The following is a 19297-nucleotide window of genomic DNA, read 5'->3' on the forward strand; positions in this document are numbered from 1 at the left end:
AATAATAATTATTTATTTTTCAAACGTTCTACAAGCTCATCATATTTAGGACTGTTTAAGAAGTTCTCTACAGAAATATGCTCTGCAGTCGGCAATTTAGCCTTCGCGCGATTTGTTAACGTTTTTTGAGTAATTACAATATCGGCATCATCAGGTATTTCATTAATCGCTTTGTTCGTGACATCGATATTGATATCGTTCTTCTTAAATTTATTCTTTAATAATGATGCACCCATAGCACTTGAGCCCATTCCAGCATCACATGCAAAGATTATTTTATCTACTTGTGATACATCTTTTACAGGTGTTTCTGGTACAGCATCTTCGCCATTTACTTCAGAAGTATTCTCATTATTCTGATTCCCTTTCAATGTATCTGCTACACTACTTTCTTTTCCTTTCATTGCTTCCATTTTTTCTGTAGAAGCACTTAAATCCCCTTCGTCATCCGACTTCGATGATTTCAAGATAACTGCAGCAATAATAAAGGAAACAGCAGTTGCTAAAATAACACTTAAAATAACTCCAATATAACTATCAGAAGCTGTCATAGCTAATACTGCAAAAATACTACCTGGAGATGCTGCCGCACGTAACCCTGCATCAAATAATTGTAGTGTGAATACTCCTGTGACTCCACCCCCAATTGCAGCTAAGATAAGCATTGGTTTCATAAGAACATACGGGAAATAAATCTCATGAATACCACCTAAAAATTGAATTATTGCAGCACCTGGTGCAGATGCTTTGGAAACCCCTTTACCAAAAATAGCAAACGCTAGTAAAATTCCAAGTCCAGGACCAGGGTTTGCTTCCATAAGGAATAAAATTGATTTTCCAATCTCTGAAGCCTGATCAGCACCTAATGGAGTTAATATCCCATGGTTAATTGCATTATTAAGAAATAAGATTTTTGCTGGTTCAATAATGATATTTGCCAATGGCAATAATCCCGCATTAACAATTACTTCTACTCCAGCAGCAAGTGCGGTGTTTAATCCTGATACAATTGGACCAATTGCTTTTAGTGCAATAATCGCCATGATTGCCGCTAGTATACCTGCTGAAAAGTTATTATATAACATTTCAAAACCTTGACGAATTCTGTGTTGGAACACACCGTCAAATTTCTTCATCAAGTAAGCAGCTAATGGACCCATTAACATTGCTCCTAAAAACATTGGTGCATCTGCTCCAACGATTACTCCCATTGTTGCAGTCGCACCTACGACTCCTCCACGAATATCGTAAACCATACGTCCACCAGTAAAACCAATTAATAATGGCAATAGATATAGGATCATTGGATCTACTAATCCTGCCAAGTCTTCATTCGGCCACCAACCGTCTGGTATAAATAAAGCTGTAATTATTCCCCATGCGATAAAAGCACCGATGTTTGGCATAATCATTCCACTTAGATAACTACCAAATTTCTGTACTTTTGCACGAAAGCCAGATTGTTTTTCAGACATAACAAACTCCCCTTTTTTCTATATTTATTGTATCTACCTTTATTTTATGGTATTCAGGAATCCGCTTACAACACTATCTTAATGTGAATTTGGCAATTAATTGTTGCCAAATATAAATTTGTGCTTATAGTAAATAACTTTCTGTTCCCAGTTACGATTGAAAAAACGTTGTTAACATCTTATAAATTTGGACAAAATGTCGCCCTTACATGTAAATATCATCACAATCTTTAATCTGGACCATAATGAGCTGATTGAATAGTAACCGCTGTATATTCCAATGATTCAGAGTGTATATTCTTGTGAAATATGATTCAGGGAAGGTTTAATGACAGTGGGGAGTTGTTGTAGGTATGAGCGTAAGTTTTATGCGGATTTAGCTACTTTTTTAGCTTTTTTATGCTTTTGTGGTTTTGAGAAAAAAGCTTACAATCATTGAATATTTCGTTTTTCCCTCCACTGATTGTAAGATAGTAACAGACATTTAATCCCAAAATAACTTATTTCGCAAAGATTATTGTCTAGGAAATTTAGAATAGGTATTACTGATCGTTATGTGTAGGATCACAAGTAAACACCCAGGAAAACATCATAATTAGTTTTAATGAGAGTCATATTTCATTTACTTGTAAAATGAGTTTTGTATTGTGAAATGGCGACCTAGGTGACCTTAACTAAAGATCACCAATTGTATATTACTGTTGAATAAACGTAGTATATTTTGGAAGCTTTTTAAACCCAATTCATTCGGATTTATATTTTGAATACATAATTTGGTCCACTGTCATAATTACTATTCTTTTTTTGAAAAGCAATCTAGATTACAACTTTTCCAAAAACGGATTTACAGGAAAAAACCGCCATATAATAACGCTCCTGCAATAATAAATGCTGGATGAACATTTTTTCTCTCAATTAAATAATAACTTATAACTACAATAATTGCTGTTTGCCAAAACCCAATTCCTATGTACGCTTCATTCCAAAAATTCCAAGCTAATACACCTAACAATATTGCAATTACAGGTTGTACAAATAGAGTAAGTCTTTTAACACGTGGAGATTTCTTATATTTTATTAAAATTCCTCCAAGTAAAATCATCAATATTAATGAAGGAGCCAAGCTAGCAAATAGCCCAATTCCAGCACCTAAATAACCACCTACTTCAAATCCAATATATCCTGCTAATTTTGTAGCAATCGGACCTGGTAAAGAATTAGCAAATGCAAGTAGTTCACCAAATTCTTGTGTAGTCATCCATTCAAAATTTCGTACTACCTCATTTTCCACAAGCGGAATAGATGCTGGTCCTCCACCGTATCCGAGTATCCCAGGAACAAAGAAAGCTACAAAAATTTCCCAATATATCAAGAGGGATCACCTTCTTTTCCTTGCTTTTTCACAGGTAGTGCGAGTGCTAAAATAAGTAGCACTGCAATGACAATTCCCGGATGTATATGGATAACCTGAAGCAATATAAACATAATAATAATCATTATTATTGTTATAATCCAGCCTAAACCTTTTCCTGCTTTTTGTATAAATTGCCATGTCAAAACAGCCATCATCATACCTACAACTGCTATAACTGCTGCTGTCATCCCTTTCACCCAATCAAATTCACTAATTCCCGAAAGGGTACGTAATAAAATAATGAGTAAAATTACTGTAGGTATAACAGAAGCAATCAAAGAATTAAGCATACCTATCCAACCAGAGACTCGATAACCGATATATCCTGCAAGTTTGGTTGCAACAGGGCCTGGTAATGTATTTGCAATCGCTAATATATCACTAAACTCTTCATCATCCATCCAATGATATTTCTGGACTACCTCTTTTTGAATTAATGGTATAGAGGCTGGACCTCCCCCAAATCCAAGCATCCCTACTCGAAAAAATGCAATAAAAATATGCCAATGTTTTTTCATTACGCCATTTCCTTCTTAGTTCAAATAATTACTTATAAGTAAAGAATACCATATTTGCTCTATATCAGTTACCTATAGTTTGTGCAACCAGTTGAAATTCATTATGGTGAAGGAATGTACTTATTGATTCTTTAAAAAGTATTAATGAAAAAATGAATATTTTAATGTCTCTATTGCATCACACGGGGTCATTAGTGGAGTGATTCGAAATTGGATGGAGTAGCCCAATGCGCATGTAAATGTTCCATCATCATTTGTTTCGCATTGGTTTCTTGATGTGTTTTTATCGCTTCATAAATTTTCACATGTTCTTCAAAGCACTTATCCGAATCTACTGTATCCCATTTCTGATAAAGTGTATCTTGTACTAAATCATGAAGACTTTGATAAACATGCTTAATAACATGATTATTTGATGCTACTATAATTGCTTGGTGAAATAATTCATCCGCTTGGATAAATGATGTCTTCTGATCGATTGCTTTTTGATGTAAATAAATTGCTTCCTCCATTTGTATGAGATCTTGTTTACTCGCAAAACAAGCTGCTCTTCCAGCCATTTCCACTTCTAAAATAAAACGAAAATCCAGTAGTTCTCTTGAACAATGATTATCTAATAAGGAAGCAACTACATACGCATCAGCAAGTTGGTTCACTCTCAATTGTTTGACAAACACGCCAATTCCCATTCTTTTTTCTACAACCCCCATATCTTCTAATGTGTTCAAAGATTCACGTATGGATGAACGACCAACATGAAGTAATTCCATAAATTCTCTCTCTGATGGTAATTTATCACCAATCTTATATCGTTCATTTTTTAATTGCTGAACAATATATTCTGTTACGGTAGCACTTATTTTCTTAGACATTCAAGCCCCTCCCTATGCAAACCAATTACCATTATAAATTAGCTTCCTTATTCTGTTATTTATATTTACTTTCTATGTTAGGTAATATAACATATATTTTAAAAGGAATTTTCAAAAAAATCAATCCAACTTCTGACTTATAACAGAAAGGAAAAGCAATGCCTCAATTTAATTAAGATGTATCCGCACAAAAAAAATAGAGCCAATCACTTATAAAGTAATTGGCTCAAATTTATAATATTTTATTCTGGTAAAATAGCTCTTGTTGTCATTTCCCACTCATGAATCTCATAAGTACGTGCTCCTTTAACAACATACGGATCTTCTTTTGCTATTGACTCAGCATTAGCTAAATCTTCCGCTATGTAAATGACCATACCGCCAAAACCATCAGCAAATCTTCCCTTAGCAAAAACATGACCTTCTGCGTCTTTTTTTGCTATAAAATCAAGATGATCTTGACGATATTGTTTACTTTTCTCTTCATCTAACATTGGTAAAAGCACTACAAAATATTTCATCTTATCCCTCCCTCAGCTAGTATTATACTATACTTCTTGTCCAAATAAAGCTTAAAAAATTCGTTCAAAAAGAATTTCAATTGGCTTTGAAAAGGCGATGCAGGTATAAACTCGCATATCCAACAGGTGGCTGGTGAACCTCCGTAAATTAGTAAATCCGCAGGCTCACCTAAATATTCCTCCTGCAAGAATCTAATTATATTAATCAATCGTTGGTGTTTTAAACCCCTAAATCAATCAACTACTTCTACTTCATACTGGCGTAACCAATGATCAATTTGACAAAGATGCGCGATCAGTTGTGGGCCACGCATTAATTGTCCGTACCAAGGATCTTTAAATTCCTTCCCTTCACTTTTTACAATCGCTTCTACTTTATCTTTTTTCATATATTCAAATAATCTCGCATTCGGATCAACGAGTATTCGATTCATCCATTGACTTACTTGTTCTGTATATTCTGGTTGGAAAGTTCGCGGATAAGGGCTCTTCTTTCGATAAAGCACCTCGTTTGGAAGAATACCTTCCATCGCTTTACGTAAAATTCCTTTTTCATGACCATTTATCATTTTGATATCCCACGGAACGTTCCAAACGTATTCTACTAGACGATGGTCTGCATATGGCACACGTACTTCCAAACTCGCTCCCATACTCATTCTGTCCTTACGATCTAACAACTGAGACATAAACCATTGCATATTTAAATAAAATAACTCTCTACGCCTTGCATCTACTTTATTTTCTCCATCCAATCGAGGTGTTTCAGCTATTGTAGATTGATATTGTTCTTGTACATAACTCTCTAAATCTAGTTTTTTCTTCCAATCTCCATGCAATAAATCAATTCTAGAATCCAAGGAACGTATCCAAGGGAAATTATCACCAACTGCAGTTGGATCATGGAACCATGGATACCCACCAAATATCTCATCTGCACATTCTCCAGATAAAGCTACTGTAGTATGCTGTTTAATTTGGCGACAAAACCAAAGTAGCGAAGAATCAATATCTGCTTGCCCTGGCTGATCACGAACTTCCACTGCCTCTTTAAGTAAAACTGCAAGTTCTTGGCCCGCAATTATCTCATCATGATGATCTGTGGAAAAACCTTCTACCATTTTTTCAATCCAAGCACGATCACTGGAAGGCTGAAATTTACTTTGTTGAAAGTGCTGTTCATTTCCAAGATAATCAATGGAAAATGTCGTTAATGGTCCATAGCCTTTTTCTCTATAGTAATTTGCTGCAATTGCAGTTATCGCACTTGAATCCAGTCCTCCCGATAAAAAAGCAGAAACTGGAACATCCGCTACAAGCTGCCGTTGTACTGCATCTACAAATAGCTCCCTCACTTTTTCTGCAGTTTCTTCTTCTGTATCTGTATGATGGTCACTTACCATATTCCAATATCTCCATACTTTTAGACCCTGCTTTGAGAAAGTTAAAGAATGTGCTGCTCTTAGTTCATCGATGTCTTTAAATAGTCCATGACCAGGTGTACGAGATGGTCCCAGACCAAATATTTCTGACAGTCCCGTACGGTCTACTTTTGTAGAAATATCCGGATGAGCTAAAATTGCTTTTAACTCCGAACCAAAAATAAATCCTTTTCCCTTTTCGGAATAAAATAAAGGTTTCACCCCTAATCGATCACGCGACATAAAGAGTTGTTCTTTCTCCTCATCCCAAATTCCAAATGCAAAAATTCCATTAAAATGGTCCACACATGCTTCTTTCCATTCTATATAACTTGTTAATAATACTTCAGTGTCTGATGTTGTAGAAAATATATATCCTCTTTTCAGAAGCTCTTTACGAAGATCTTCCGTATTATATAGTTCTCCGTTATAACAAATTGTATATGTTATCCCATCCACTGTCTTACTCATTGGTTGCTTTCCGCCCTCTAAGTCTACAACCGACAAACGCTTATGGCCGAAACCTGTATGCCCCTTCGTCCAAAGTTGTGTATCATCTGGACCGCGTAGTGATAACGTATCCGTCATTTTTTCTAATACAGACCGCTGATTGTCTGCTATTTTACCCCAATTCACAAAACCTGTAATTCCACACAAATCCAATCACCCTTTCTAATGGACCTAAGGCCTCCTACACATTTTATGCATAAGTGCCCATGAAGTGATTAGAAATCCATTCTTACTTTGGAATAAATTTCATAATATGATAATTTGTATAAAATCCGAATGCACTGTTGTTTGATCTCCATTGCAGACGGCACTTTCTAGCAGGCACCGGTTTTAGCTTAACTTGGAAAAGAAGAACGCTTTTTTAAATAGGCTTCAAGTTCCGTCTTCCTAGTAAGAGGCTTCGTCTTTTTTTAATCAAAATCATGTTATGTTTTAATCCAAAATTATGTAACTATCACTAAAATAATCGTTTCGAAATTGACTTAATTATGAGTCTATACACAAAAAAACAGGAAAAATCCAATGATTTTTCCCGCCATTCAAATAATATATAGAAATTACTTTATATTAATATTATCTTTTTCTCCAACAATTACAGTTGTGACCATATCAATAAATAACCCCGTTTCAATTACTCCAACGATCGATTTAATCTCTTTATTTAATTTATCAGGAAACGGGATGACTTTAAATGGACAATCCAAAATATAATTTCCATTATCGGTAACTAACGGTTCCTCTTCATTAACTCGAAGCGTTGGAACACAACCTAATTTAGAAATTTCATTTGCAGTTCGGTGCCAGGAAAATGGAAGAACTTCAACAGGAAGAGAAAATTCTCCTAATGTATCCACTATTTTTGACTGATCAACAATAATCACAAACTCTTTTGCCGCTTGTGCTATTACCTTTTCACGAAAAAGCGCTGCTCCTCCTCCTTTAATCAAATGATTATTAGCATCTACTTCATCTGCTCCATCGATTGTTATGTCTAATTCTTTCACATGCGAGAAATCGGTTAGTGGAATACCCGCTTCTTCCGCCCATATTGCTGTTTGATTTGAAGATGGAATTCCTTCGATTTTCAATCCATCTTTCTGAATACGTTCGCCTAGTGAACGTATCATCCAATATACCGTGGTTCCTGATCCTAATCCTACTTTCATTCCGTCCTTCACCATAGTGGCTGCTTTTTCTCCAACTGCTTTTTTTAATTTATCTTGCTCATTCACCGATAGCTACCTCCTCATTATGTATACGTAACCATTATAGCTTAAAAGGTGAAGAAGTTAAATTTGTAAATAAATGAACCAATTTCATAAGTACTAGGTATAATGTAAATAAATAAACATTGTAGTGGGCTTATATATTAATGTTCGTATTATAATAATAACTTGGCTTTGCTCGGTATGAAAGAACTCCTGCTCAGAATAACAGAGTTTGAAGATTCACTTGAAAAACGCTCTTCTTTTCAAGTTAGCTATAAATCGGTGCCTCTTGAAAAACAAAGTCACGCGCTTCATAAAACGGAATTCCTTTCATGTTTCCTTTTTGGACAGTCACATATTGCACCTTGGCACCTAATCGTTTTTGTTGCTCTGTCACCGCTTCAAGTATCTTCGTACCAATCCCTTCATTTCTACGAGCAGGATTCAAGTAGAGAACGTATAGCCAGCCTGTTTGGTCTGTCGTCATGCCACCACCTCCTGCACCAACGACGATATCACCCTCAAGCGCAACATAATAACCCCCCCATGAATGACTAAATTGTGTTACTTCTTTGCTTATACGTTCTTCATTATAATATTCATCACATTTTTCTTCGATAAGTTCGTCAGACAAGATTCCTTTTGATACGTCACGATATCCAGCTCTACATACTGAGATAATTCCTTGAACATGGTCTTCATTTGCAAGTTTGATACGAATCATTTTTTCACCTACTAGTTTAGTCTTTTATCTATATCCAATATAACGAAAAAACCCCACCAACGTAGGGTTTTTTCGTTATATTATTATTCCACAGTTTGTGGAGTGTCTTCTGTTACTCCAACTTCATGCCAAGCATAATTCCAATCAGTTGCTATCGAATATCCAACTACACGCTCATTAGCGGGAGAAAGAACAGCACGATAAACAGTCGGAAATACTGGAATGTCTTTTACCATTAATTCTTGCCACTCTTTATACACTTCTTGGCGATGTGCAACGTCTATTGACTCAGGTGAATTTCCTTCCGTAATTAAAGCTGTGCTTTCTTCGCTCTCATAACGAGGGTAGTTAAATGGCGCTTCTGCTCCATATAATCCTGATGGATCAACATCAGACCCAGTAGACCATGCACCTTGGTAAATATCAATGTCTGGATCATCTGCTTCTACACGATCATAGAAAGAATTAAATTCATGTAAACGACCTTCTAATAATTGAACTTTCAAACCAACTTGTTCCCAAGCTTGGATATAGTAGTTTGCAATTGGTTCAGCAGTATCTCCACCTGACATAGAAGCAAAATTAATTACTAACTCTTCTCCATCAGGAGTCTCACGGAAACCATCATCATTTGTATCTTTATAACCAGCATCTTCAAGAATTTGTTTTGCCTGTTCTGGATCGTATGCCGGTACTTCGATTTCTGCATTATGATAGTCTGGGTATGCCGGACCAATTAATGTAGTAGCTTTCCAGCGCAAGCCATTATAGAAACGCTCCCCAACTGCATCGTTATCAACTGCATGCCACATTGCTCTGCGCAATTCTACATCTGCCATTTTTGCATCAGGATCCATTTGAACTTTCCCTGCATCTGCATCCCATTTTCCTAATTTAAATCCAATATAAGTATATGCATTATCAATTTTTCCTAAAAATTCCACATTTGTCATTGTCTCAGCAACATCTGGATATTGATCAGTCGGGAACGAATCCACTATATCTACTTCACCAGTCTCTAAAGCTTGAGCAACTGTTGTAGGTGCTACTACTTTTAACGTTAATTCATCAAGTTTTGGTGCACCTTGCCAATAATCTTCGTTAGCTGTGTATGATACAGACTCACCAGGTACAATAGACTCTACTTTAAATGGTCCCATTCCAATTGGGTTTTTGCGTACTGCGTCAGCTTCTTCCATCTCTGCCACTGGAATGTCTTCAAAGATATGCTTTGGAGTAGCATATGCCCAAATACCACCAGCTAATAATGATGGAGAAGCTACTTTATAATTGATTTCTAATGTTTTCTCATCGATTACTTCAATTCCTGAAATTGTATCTGACTCACCAGCATGATATTCTTGCATACCTTCAATATTTTGGAAGCTTGAATCATAGCGAATACCTGTATAATCAGGGTGCCCGATTATTTCATAAGAGTATGCCCAATCCTCTGCTGTTACCGGCTCACCATCATGCCAATTTACGTTATCACCAATCGTGAAAGTAAATGTTTTATTTTCATTACTGGTTTCAAATGTTGCCGCTCCATCTTGAGTATAACTATAATTCTCATCAATACTTAATAAAGATTCGTCAAATATTTGAAGGATTTCTGCGTCAGGAGCACCCGAGTATAGGTTCCAGCTTAATGTACCTTCAAATACAGTATCTGTTACTAAACCATATGTTAAAGAACCACCATCCATTGCTTCTCCTTCATCTGTTTTAGCTGCAGAGAAGTCTTCAATGGAATAAATGCCATCTTCAGCACCACTCTCATCTTCACCTTCAGATCCTTCTTCTGTACCTTCTCCAGAGTCACTTCCTTCTGATCCTTCATCAGAACCTCCACTATTACAAGCAGCTAATACCAAAAGAAGCATTAACATGATAGCGAGCAATAGCTTACTTAAATTTACTTTCTTCATCCTCATAACCTCCCTTTTTTTATCCCTTACCGCGTCGGATTTTAAATTTTCCGACTTATATACTAAACATCAATCTAATAAATGATTGATGTAAGTAACAAAATTATCTACCCTCGTCGTTGCCGAGCATCAGCAGCTCTTTTTAATGCTTCACCCACATTTCTTACAGAAAGCATTAATAGAAAAATTAATACTGCTGGCGGAACCCAAATCCACCATCTAAATTCAAGTGTTTGTGGATTTGTAGCATAACTTAGTAAAGTACCTAAACTAGGTGTACTTTCAGGAAATCCAAAGCCTAAAAAGGATAGACCGGATTCCAGACCTATGTTAGATGCTAGATTTAACGTCATTGTAACAATAATCAAAGAAGCTATATTAGGCAATACTTGCTTGAATATGATATTAAGATTCGATGTTGCTAACGTCTTTGAAGCTTGAGCATAATCTAATTCTTTTTCTTGTAAAGCCTTCGACCGTATCAGCCTTGCAATGCCCATCCACGAAAATGCTGCCATGATTAATGAAAATGTGATGGTATTATAATCTGGAACAATCGCAACAAATACGATAATAATAAATAAGAATGGTAGTACATTAAAGAAATCTAAAATACGCATCATAATGTTATCTACATGACCACCGAAGTAACCAGATACAAGACCGTACGTAATACCAAACACACCACTAATAAGTGTTACTAAAAAACCAATTGCCAATGAGTTTCTTGTACCAATAATTAATTGTCCAAACACGTCTCTCCCACCATAATCGGTACCTAATATAAATTGATCACTTGGTGGCTCATGAATAGCAAACAAATCAACTTTAACAATCTCACTTTGATCAAGAAATAAAGATAGTCCAAATACAAATAATGTTACTAACGTAAAGAATATTAAAGACACAAGCGCTAATTTATCGCGATATAGTTCTTTTATTAATATGTTTATCGTTGAAGGACTTTTTGTTTGTTCGATCTCCTTCATATTCTGAATTTCCATCTTTTTTCACCTCAGTGTGATCAAGTTTACTTAATACGAATTCGTGGATCGACTATACTTAAAATAATATCCGATAATAATGCACCTAAGATATTAGCTACTCCAAAGAGTAAAACAATTGTATTGGCCACACTAAAATCACGTTGTGTAATTGATTCTAAGAATAGTACACCCATTCCAGGATAACTAAAAATTCTCTCCACAAAGACCGTACCAGTAATTAATAACGTTATTTCCCATCCAAAGAATGCCGCGATCGGTAATAATGAATTACGGAAAATATGCTTGTTATATACTCTTCTTTCAGTTGCTCCTTTTGCTCTTGCGGTTATAATAAAATCTTTCTGCTTCGTATCTATAATCTCACTTCGCAAATATTGAACAGTGGATACAACTTGAATGAGAGCCATTGATAAACCAGGTAAGAAAGCATGATGGAACTTACTAACATAGTATTGGAATGATCCAGGTTCTAGACCAGGTTGAACACTTCCGCTTGTCGGTAACCAACCTAAGTAATAACCAAAAACCCATAACATGACGAGCGCAAAAATAAATAATGGTGTCGCAAAGCCTACATACGTGTAACCGGATATACCCTGATCTAATAAACTATCATTGTAACGCCCACTTATAATGCCCAATGGTAATGCAATTAAATATGTAAATATTAATGTAACGACAGAAAGAATAATTGTATTCTCCATTCGTTGCCCAATTAATTCAGTAACTGGCATCTTAAATCGGAAAGATTGCCCAAAGTCACCCTGCATAATTCCAGCTATCCAATCTTTATATTGAACATACCAAGGATTATTTAACCCTAAACGTTCTCTTTGTTCAGCGATTGTAGCTGGATCGACATTTGGATCTAATAAGCCTGATAAAGCATCTCCAGGCATCATTTGAGCCATTAAGAAAACTAAAACACTTAGTAGTATGATTTGAGGAATTGTTATAAATAAACGGCGAACTGTAAATTTCCACATAGATGAATCAACCTTTCTGTTGTGGCAGAGCAACTTTATGACTTTCAGAGATAGACTGTAAATTGAACGCTAATCCCGCTTGATCAAAATAATCATTATATGCGTTGTTATACTCGTCTAAAATTTTATTACGATAGTTGAATTGCTCTTCTCGATTTCTTGGATTAATATCAGGTATTGCTGCAATCAATCGTTTAGTATAAATATGCTGGGGACTTTCAAAAATATCATTTCTAGTCCCTTGCTCTACATACCTACCTTTGTACATAATTGAGATATCATCACACATATGTTTTACAATCCCTAAATCATGACTGATAAACAAATAGGTCAGGTTGAGTTCACTTTGAATATCTTTCAAAAAGTTTAATACTTGTGCTTGTACAGACACATCAAGAGCAGATACAGGTTCATCCGCTATGATTAACTTTGGTTTTAAAGCGATTGCTCTTGCAACTCCAATCCGTTGTCTTTGCCCCCCAGAAAATTCATGAGGATACTTATAAATACTATCCGGGCTAATTCCTACAATTTCCAATAAACTTTGTACTCGCATTATTTCTTCTTTTTTTGTTAGTTTCTCAAAATTTCTAATTGGCTCAGCAATAATATCAATAACCCGTTTTCTAGGATTTAAAGATGAGTACGGATCCTGAAAAATCATTTGTACATCTTTCCTAAATGCTTTATCTTTACTTTTTTGACTTGTAATATCTTTTCCATTAAAGAAAATTTGTCCACCGGTAACTTCCTCTAACCCGATAATCGCTCTACCTGTAGTAGATTTGCCTGATCCTGATTCACCGACTAGTCCATAGGTTTTTCCTTCTTCTAATTCAAAAGAGACCCCATCAACCGCTTTTATATGATCTACTGTGCGGTTAAATATCCCACCTTTAATAGGAAAATAGACTTTTAGATCTTTGACCTCAAGAAATGCCATTGGATTGTTCCTCCTTGACTTCCTCTGGGAAGTAAAAATTCTCGTAGCAAGTACATCTAACAAAGTGACCTGGCTCTACTTCATGTAGATCCGGATTCTCCTCATGTGCAGATTCATCAATCCATGGAATTCGAGCAGCAAAACGACAACCTTTTCTTGGTAAATTTTTTAAATTCGGCACGATACCTTGTATAACATGAAGTTTATCTTCCCCTTCTTGGGGTACAGAGTGTAATAAAGACTTTGTGTAAGGATGTAATGGATTTTCAAACAACGTGTGCACTTCCGCTATTTCAACAATTTGACCTGCATACATAACTGCCACACGGTCAGCCATTTCAGCTACTACACCTAAGTCATGCGTAATCAATATAATTCCCGCATGGATTTTTTCTTTTAAATCCCGAATCAAGTCTAGTATTTGAGCTTGAATGGTTACATCTAACGCTGTTGTAGGTTCATCCGCAATCAGTAATTGTGGTTCATTTGCAATTGCAATTGCAATAATAACTCTTTGTCGCATCCCACCAGATAACTCATGAGGAAATTGCTCATAAACATTTTTAGGCCTTGGTATGCCAACCATCTCAAGAAGTTCTATCACTTTAATTTTCCGTTCATTTTGTCCCATTTTTTTATGTAGCAAAAGTACTTCTTCAATTTGTTTTCCTATAGGCATCAGTGGATTTAATGCAGTAAGTGGATCTTGGAAAATCATCGCCATTTCGTCTCCACGCATTTGATCCAAATTAGACTTAGACATGTTAACGATATCTTTATTATTTAAAAGAACTTTCCCTTCAATTTTTGCTCGATTATGTAATCGCATAATAGAAAATGCCAGTGCGCTTTTACCAGAACCAGATTCACCAACAATTCCTAATACCTCATTTTTATGCAAGGTTAGACTAACATCATCTACCGCTGCATAGTATTCACTTTCAATACGAAAAGATGTTTTTAAGTTTTCAATCTTTAACAGTTCTTTACTCAATCTTAATCTCCCCCTAATGAAATTAATTTATATTATATATGTCTAGAATCTATTGGACGGTTACAAATTTCATCAGGATAATACCTAACTTAAACGCATGCTCTATTTTTATAAGAACTTACGATATAACCTACTACCCTTTGATTTTTTATTGTTGTGATTTTTCTAATAATTAAATGTAAATATAAATTTGTTAAGATAAATACTTTAACTGTATAACGTAGATTTACTTGAGACGATTTATTCAACTAGAAATATAATCGTAAACAAATCTTAATATATTAAAAAATTATAGTTCATAATTTTTAGAAAAGCAATAAGTTTTGATAAAAATTAACATTAGTAATTTACAAAAAACTTCGTTTCACCTTCTAAAATGCTTTAATACCAAGCTGCTTCACAATTTCTTTATGGTGGAAATTTATAATTTTTTTACGACAGAAAAGTGTCGTTTTATGGGTTTGATTAACCTAAAATGTTACAAAATTCGTCTTAACTGAATCTCACTTTTAAACTTATTTTCTTATACACAGAAAAAGTCCTTTAACCCTTCTTCCTAGGCCAAAAGACTTTTTCTTTTACAGAGCAACATAAGCTTTTTCACGATTATTATTGATATGACTGGATAGATGTTGTATTTTTTGCATATTACTGATGTCCAAGTTTCCTCCACTAACTATAACACCACAATGTCTGGATGAGATGATGTCATTATGTGCAAATAATGCAGCTAAAGCTGCAGCACCAGCACCTTCCATTAACGTCTTATTTCTTTCCAACATGTAAATGATCGCTGAAGCGATTTGTTCATCATTTACTGTAACAATATCATCAACATAGGATCGAATAAGTGGCAATGTCAATTCACCTGGATGTTTTACTGCTATTCCTTCTGCTATTGTCGAAACATTTGATAAAGAATGTACTTTGCTCGAATGATAACTTCGATGTATTGCAGCAGCACCTTCAGCCTGTACGCCGATTATTTTGATATTCCTATTCACATGTTTAGCAGCAACTGCAATGCCACTTATTAATCCTCCACCACCAATTGGCGCAATAATTGTATCAATACGGTCCTCTTGGCGAAGTAATTCCATTGCAATTGTTCCTTGACCAGCCATAATATCATAATCATCAAAAGGGTGGATATAAGTAGCACCAGTTACTTTTTGATGTTGAAGTGAAGCTTCATAAGCTTCCTGAAAGCTTTCACCAACAAGGTTTACTGTTGCTCCATAATTTCTTGTCGCATTAATTTTCGCTAAAGGCGTTCCTTCAGACATAAAGATCGTTGCCTTAATACCTAATTTTGCTGCGGCATGAGCTACACCTTGCGCATGATTTCCAGCTGAAGCTGTAATTACGCCGTGTTGTAGTTCTTCTTTTGAAAGTTGCATTAATTTATAACTTGCTCCTCGAAATTTAAATGCCCCAGTTTTTTGTTGGTTTTCCATTTTACAGTAAACATGTTTTCCAACAATATCATCCGTTGTATGTGATGTTACTAATGGTGTACGATGAACAATCGGTGTTAATTTTTTCATAGCTTGGTATACTTTTTCACCAGTTAAGCGATCCCCAACACAACTCACTCTCCTTCTATTCTGTAACGATAAAATAAAATCTCATTCAGCGGAATATACCTTATTTTGCAGATTCATAAGCTGCAATCTTTTCTTCTTTTAATAAAGTTAAGGCAATATCATCCCAACCATTGATTAATTTCTCACGTTGGTATGGTGTAATTTCAAATGAAGTTGTCGTTCCATCAGAGGCTTGGATAGTTTGTTGTTTTAAATCAACATCTAATGTTAACCCATCTTCTGCCTTATGCATCCATGACTTCACTTGCTGCTCATCCATCTTAATAACTAATATGCCATTTTTTAACGCATTATTATAAAAAATATCCGCAAAGTCTGGAGCAATAATGACTTTAAACCCATAATCGGCAAGTGCCCACGGGGCATGTTCACGACTCGACCCACACCCAAAATTATCGCCAGCAACTAAAATAGTAGCATCTTGATAGTTAGGATCATTTAAGACAAAATCACTTCGCTCTGTTCCATCATCATTGAACCTCCAATGAAAAAATAGAAACTGCCCAAAACCAGTTCGTTCAATTCGTTTTAGAAATTGTTTTGGAATGATTTGATCCGTGTCTACATTAGCTCTATTTAATGGACAAACCTTTCCACGATGAAATTCCAATGGATCCATTTAAGATCTCCTCCTAACTCGGGACGCTTGCATAGGTTCTCACATCAACAAAGTGCCCTTCTATTGCTGCTGCTGCAGCCATTTCTGGACTCACGAGATGTGTTCTAGCCCCGTTTCCTTGTCTTCCTTCAAAATTTCGGTTGGAAGTGGAAGCACATCTACCTCCAGCTGGCACTATATCATCATTCATCCCTAGACACATACTACATCCGGAATTTCTCCATTCAAAACCAGCGTCCATAAAAATTTGATCTAACCCAATTTCTTCGGCTTTTTGTTTCACAAGAAAAGATCCAGGCACTACCATCGCACGAATACCAGATTTCACCTTTTTTCCTTTCACAATCGCTGCGGCTTTTTTCAAATCACTTAGTCTTGAGTTCGTACATGAACCAATAAATACATGGTCTACTTCAATAGAAGTCATTAATTGATTTTCTTTTAATCCCATATATTCAAGTGCACGTTCTACTTCGTCTGGGTACGTTGCTTTTTCAATAGATGGTGTAGTCGAGCTTATAGGTACACACATACCCGGATTTGTCCCCCATGTAACCTGGGGTTCAATTTCATTTGCATGAATAATAACCGTGTGATCGTAGACAGCATCTTCATCCGTAGCTAATTGTAACCATTCAGCTGCTAATTTATCATATGCGTCTCCATCTGGAACCATTTCACGTCCTCGTAGGTAATCTACAGTAGTTTGATCTGGACTAATTAAGCCCGCTCTAGCACCTGCTTCAATAGACATATTACAGATTGTCATTCTTTCTTCCATAGACATTTTACGAATAAGCTCACCTGTATATTCTATTACATAACCAGTACCAAATTGAACACCAAACTTTGCAATAATCGCTAAAATTAAATCTTTTGCAGTTACCCCTATTCCTAGTTCACCTATAACTTTGACATTTAATGTTTTTGGTTTGTCTTGCCAAATGGTTTGTGTGGCTAAAACATGTTCTACTTCACTTGTACCTATCCCAAATGCCAAAGCACCAAATGCTCCATGTGTTGAAGTATGACTGTCTCCGCAAACAATTGTTTTTCCTGGTTGCGTTAAACCAAGCTGTGGCCCAATGACGTGTACAATTCCTTGATCTGGATGGTACATATCAGCAAGTTTTATTCCAAATTCTTCACAATTTTTCTTCAGTGCTTCCATTTGCTTTTTGGATATTTCATCTTTAAATGATTCCCTATTCACAGTTGGAACATTATGGTCCATAGTTGCAAAGGTTAAGTCAGGTCGACGAACCTTACGATTATTTAAACGAAGTCCCTCAAAAGCTTGCGGAGAAGTTACTTCATGAACTAAATGTTGATCAATATAAAGAAGACTTGGTTTCCCTTCTTCCTCATGAACAATATGATTTTGCCATATCTTTTCGAAAATAGTTTGTGGTTTTTGCACGTCTTACACCTCCATCCTATACATACGATTTACATATAGAATCTGAAATACTTTTTGTTGTTACATTTTCTAAAACTGCTTCTGTCATTTGCTTTGTACCAACTTGAACTCCGCCTGGTATATGGATATCCGCTGTATGAAAACCTTGTAATAAACAATCATTTACCGCTCGCTCTATTTCTTTAGCTTCATCTACTAAACCAAAAGAATGCTCTAGCATTAATGCAGCAGATAAGATCATCGCTAATGGATTAGCAATTCCTTTTCCCGCAATATCAGGAGCTGAACCGTGAACAGGCTCATATAAACCAAGTCCATCAGAACGTAAACTCGCTGATGGAAGCATTCCTAAAGATCCAGTAAGCACTGACGCTTCATCACTCAATATATCTCCGAACAAATTCTCCGTTACGATTACATCAAAGAAACTTGGCTGTGTGACAAGCTTCATTGCAGCTGCATCAACAAGAAGATGGGTTACTGATACATCAGGATATTGTTTAGACTTTTCCTCAACGATTTCTCTCCATAGCTTGCTAGACTCTAAAACATTTGCCTTATCAACGGATGTAAGATGTTTTCTTCGAATTCTTGCAGCTTCAAATCCACGCTCGACAATTCGTTCTATTTCTTCTCGCGTGTAACGAAGCGTATCGACTACACCATTAGGGGTCCGTTCACTAGGTGTGCCAAAATAAATTCCTCCAGTTAGCTCTCGAATGATTAACATATCTGCCTGATTTACAATTTCTTCTTTTAATGGTGATGCATATAATAAGGAAGAAATTGTTTTAACTGGTCGTAAATTGGCAAAAAGTTCAAGTTGTTTTCGAATCCCTAATAATCCTTTTTCTGGTCGTAAATGAGATGGGTTGGCGTCCCATTTAGGACCACCAACAGCTCCCATTAAAATTGCGTCTGCTTTTGAACAGGCATCTACTGTTTTATCGGGCAATGGTGTATTATAATCATCTATGGCATTTCCACCAATCGCATGTTCTTCAAATGTAAATCGGTGGTTATATTCGCTTGCTATCGCTGTTAATACTTGTTTAGCAGAATCAATAATCTCTCTACCTATTCCATCACCAGGAAGCAAAATGATATGTTTCTCCATTTCTTTTTCC

Annotated in this window: 17 protein-coding genes; all 17 read right to left on the minus strand. The window is 35.8% G+C overall.

The window, feature by feature from the left end; translation table 11 throughout:
* Positions 1 to 8: 8 nt before the first annotated feature.
* A complete protein-coding gene (locus tag C794_RS14075; protein WP_017797789.1) occupies positions 9 to 1475 on the minus strand; it encodes a PTS mannitol transporter subunit IIBC in 1467 nt (488 codons plus the stop codon).
* Positions 1476 to 2319: 844 nt separating this feature from the next.
* A complete protein-coding gene (locus C794_RS14080; RefSeq protein WP_017797790.1) occupies positions 2320 to 2847 on the minus strand; it encodes a chromate transporter in 528 nt (175 codons plus the stop codon).
* A complete protein-coding gene (locus C794_RS14085) occupies positions 2844 to 3407 on the minus strand; it encodes a chromate transporter (RefSeq protein WP_017797791.1) in 564 nt (187 codons plus the stop codon). Before C794_RS14085 ends, C794_RS14080 begins: the two co-directional genes overlap by 4 nt.
* 191 nt (positions 3408 to 3598) lie before the next feature.
* Positions 3599 to 4279, minus strand: a complete 681-nt coding sequence (locus tag C794_RS14090) for a FadR/GntR family transcriptional regulator (RefSeq protein WP_017797792.1) — start codon at positions 4277 to 4279, stop codon at positions 3599 to 3601.
* A gap of 242 nt (positions 4280 to 4521) precedes the next feature.
* On the minus strand, positions 4522 to 4800 hold the full coding sequence (locus tag C794_RS14095) for a YciI family protein (protein ID WP_017797793.1): 279 nt from the start codon (positions 4798 to 4800) through the stop codon (positions 4522 to 4524).
* Positions 4801 to 5033: 233 nt separating this feature from the next.
* Entirely contained in the window at positions 5034 to 6878 is a 1845-nt protein-coding gene (gene asnB / locus C794_RS14105) for an asparagine synthase (glutamine-hydrolyzing) (protein ID WP_026133812.1), read from the minus strand.
* 410 nt (positions 6879 to 7288) lie between these two features.
* A complete protein-coding gene (rpiA, locus tag C794_RS14110; RefSeq protein ID WP_017797796.1) occupies positions 7289 to 7963 on the minus strand; it encodes a ribose 5-phosphate isomerase A in 675 nt (224 codons plus the stop codon).
* Positions 7964 to 8207: 244 nt separating this feature from the next.
* Positions 8208 to 8663: a GNAT family N-acetyltransferase gene (locus C794_RS14115; RefSeq protein ID WP_017797797.1), complete on the minus strand. Its 456-nt coding sequence runs from the start codon at positions 8661 to 8663 to the stop codon at positions 8208 to 8210.
* A gap of 83 nt (positions 8664 to 8746) precedes the next feature.
* On the minus strand, positions 8747 to 10594 hold the full coding sequence (gene opp4A / locus C794_RS14120) for an oligopeptide ABC transporter substrate-binding protein (protein WP_017797798.1): 1848 nt from the start codon (positions 10592 to 10594) through the stop codon (positions 8747 to 8749).
* A 107-nt stretch (positions 10595 to 10701) separates the two neighbouring features.
* Positions 10702 to 11598: an ABC transporter permease gene (locus C794_RS14125; RefSeq protein ID WP_017797799.1), complete on the minus strand. Its 897-nt coding sequence runs from the start codon at positions 11596 to 11598 to the stop codon at positions 10702 to 10704.
* Between the two features lie 26 nt (positions 11599 to 11624).
* Positions 11625 to 12587 carry an oligopeptide ABC transporter permease gene (gene opp4B, locus C794_RS14130; RefSeq protein ID WP_017797800.1) on the minus strand — a complete coding sequence of 321 codons (963 nt, stop codon included), beginning with the start codon at positions 12585 to 12587 and terminating at the stop codon, positions 11625 to 11627.
* Positions 12588 to 12594: 7 nt separating this feature from the next.
* Complete coding sequence (locus C794_RS14135) at positions 12595 to 13530, minus strand: ABC transporter ATP-binding protein (RefSeq protein ID WP_017797801.1); 936 nt, start codon at positions 13528 to 13530, stop codon at positions 12595 to 12597.
* Positions 13517 to 14524 (minus strand): ABC transporter ATP-binding protein, encoded by a 1008-nt coding sequence (locus C794_RS14140; protein ID WP_017797802.1) that lies wholly within the window; start codon positions 14522 to 14524, stop codon positions 13517 to 13519. Before C794_RS14140 ends, C794_RS14135 begins: the two co-directional genes overlap by 14 nt.
* Positions 14525 to 15102: 578 nt before the next feature.
* Positions 15103 to 16119, minus strand: coding sequence for a threonine ammonia-lyase (ilvA, locus tag C794_RS14145; RefSeq protein WP_017797803.1), 1017 nt, complete (start codon positions 16117 to 16119; stop codon positions 15103 to 15105).
* Positions 16120 to 16171: 52 nt separating this feature from the next.
* Entirely contained in the window at positions 16172 to 16750 is a 579-nt protein-coding gene (gene leuD, locus C794_RS14150; RefSeq protein ID WP_017797804.1) for a 3-isopropylmalate dehydratase small subunit, read from the minus strand.
* A gap of 13 nt (positions 16751 to 16763) precedes the next feature.
* Positions 16764 to 18170, minus strand: coding sequence for a 3-isopropylmalate dehydratase large subunit (gene leuC, locus C794_RS14155; RefSeq protein WP_017797805.1), 1407 nt, complete (start codon positions 18168 to 18170; stop codon positions 16764 to 16766).
* Positions 18171 to 18186: 16 nt separating this feature from the next.
* Entirely contained in the window at positions 18187 to 19287 is a 1101-nt protein-coding gene (leuB, locus tag C794_RS14160) for a 3-isopropylmalate dehydrogenase (RefSeq protein WP_017797806.1), read from the minus strand.
* Between the last annotated feature and the right edge of the window lie 10 nt (positions 19288 to 19297).

The organism is Oceanobacillus kimchii X50, assembly GCF_000340475.1.
Lineage (GTDB): Bacteria > Bacillota > Bacilli > Bacillales > Amphibacillaceae > Oceanobacillus > Oceanobacillus kimchii.